The 2209-nt window shown below is 68.4% G+C and carries 1 protein-coding gene and 1 pseudogene; both read left to right on the top strand.

The genetic code is table 11. The annotated features are described in order from the left end of the window. Positions 1–365: 365 nt before the first annotated feature. A complete protein-coding gene (locus ACWCYO_RS40620; protein ID WP_449787042.1) occupies positions 366–1712 on the top strand; it encodes a beta-propeller fold lactonase family protein in 1347 nt (448 codons plus the stop codon). 282 nt (positions 1713–1994) lie between these two features. Then, a pseudogene (locus tag ACWCYO_RS40615) lies at positions 1995–2209 on the top strand (hypothetical protein); the annotation flags it as partial.

Here is a 2209-nt window from a genome sequence, read left to right as displayed (position 1 = left end):
ATGTCGCAATCCACACCGAGCCAGAAGGCCCTCACTCATTTCAAGATCACCACGCCGTGAGCCCTGTCACCAACCTCCGTGGTCAGTACAGCTAGCGCGCTACGTGTCCGGCGGCACCGACCGTGCCGGATCGAAACGTGTCGGGATCACCAGATCCACCATCTGCTACGTACTGTGATTCAGTGATCACATCTGGGTGATCGCTAGTGTGTCGCCGCCACTGGTGTGGCTGGCACAGGCTGCCCTTACATGAGGTGGAGGTACCAGTGGTCGGGCATGGGAGACAGTGGACCGGTTCGCATCGCGGCACGGGGCCCGAGGAAAGGGGGCAGCGACCACGGCCACGGGCGTGGGTGCGGATCTTCATGGCGGGACTGGCCATGGTGGCAGGACTGGCCTTGCCGGCCGCCGCCTCATCCCAGGCCTGGGCCGCCACCTCGCCGAATGCCTATGTCGCTAACTTCGAGTCGAACTCCGTGTCAGTGATCAATACCGGCACCAACACGGTCATCGCCACCATCGGCGTCGGTAGCTCCCCCTTCGGGGTCGCGGTCGCCCCGAACGGCGCGCACGCCTACGTGGCCAACTTCGGATCTAACAATGTGTCGGTGATCGACACCGCCTCCAACACGGTCACCGCCACCGTCGGTGTCGGTAGCGGGCCGAGGGGCGTCGCGGTCACCCCGGACGGCGCGCACGTCTACGTCGCCAACCAGGGCGACAACACGGTGTCGGTGATCGACACCGCCACCAACACCGTCATTGCCACCGTCGGCGTCGGCGCCGCCCCGACCGGCGTCGCGGTCACCCCGGACGGCGCGCACGTCTACGTCACCAACGCGCAGTCGAACAACGTGTCGGTGATCGAAACCGCCACCAACACGGTCACCGCGACCGTCGGCGTCGGCGCCAACCCGGAGGGTGTCGCGATCACCCCGGATGGAGCGCACGTCTACGTCACTGACGCAGGCTCTACCACCGTGTCGGTGATCGAAACCGCCACCAACACGGTCACCGCCACCATCGGTGTCGGCAACAGCCCGGCCGGTGTCGCGATTACTCCGGACGGCGCGCACGCCTACGTCAGCAACGAGGGATCGAACAACGTGTCGGTGATCGAAACCGCCACCAACACGGTCACCGCCACCGTCGGCGTCGGCACCAACCCGTTGGGCGTCGCGGTCGCCCCGAACGGCGCGCACGCCTACGTCACCAACGTGAACTCGAACAGTGTGTCGGTGATCGCCACCGCCACCAACACGGTCACCGCCACCGTCGGCGTCGGCGTCAGCCCGACCGGCGTCGCGGTCAACCCGGTCAGTCCGGCGCCCTCCCTGACCATCACCAAAACCCACACCGGAAACTTCACCCCAGGCCGCCAGGGCACCTACACCATCACCGTCGGCAACAACGGGACCGCCCCCACCGACGGCACCACGGTCACCGTTCACGACACCCTCCCGGCCGGACTCACCGCCATCAACATCAGCGGCAGCGGATGGCGCTGCACTACGAGGACCCTCACCTGCACCCGCAGCGACGTCCTCAACCCCGGGAACGCCTACCCGCCCATCACACTGCGGGTCCGCGTGGCCCGCACCGCCACCGGCACCCTCACCAACACCGCCACCGTCAGCGGAGGCGGCGACGGCACCGCCACCGCCACCGACCCCACCGTCATCGACCCCTGCGACCACCATCACCACTGGTGACCACACCACCCCTGGCCACCGGCCCATCGAGCCGGCACATCTGAACAGTCGAACGCTTCGCCGGCATCCACGCTCGACCCAACGAGCGTGGATGCCGCCGTATCGGGGGCCGCCGCCCCGCCCGAGCGGCCCTATGTGGCTGCGCTGGTCCGGCCAACGGTCATCACGCGGTGCCTCCAGGTGGTCGGGAACGAGTACGGGCGGCCGTCCCGGCCTGGGCGGGCCGGGACGGCGGGGTACGGATGGCGGGTGCGGGGCGGGTCAGCCGATGACGGTCTCGGCATGCCGGTGGAGCGCGTCCTGGAGCTGGTCGCGGTTCATCGTGGAGCGGTGCCGGGTGTCGAGCTGGGGGGCCTGCTGGTACAGCTCCGCCTTCGTGAGCTGGTCGAGGTCTGCCTTCTGCTGAAGACCACCATCTGGGGCTATGACGGCGGTTTCCCCGGTTCGACCTTCGTCGGGCGCCGGGGCCGGCCGGTGTCGGTGCGGGTGCGCAACCG

This window comes from Kitasatospora sp. NPDC001683 (assembly GCF_053596495.1).
This window is presented reverse-complemented; position numbering and strand designations above follow the sequence as displayed.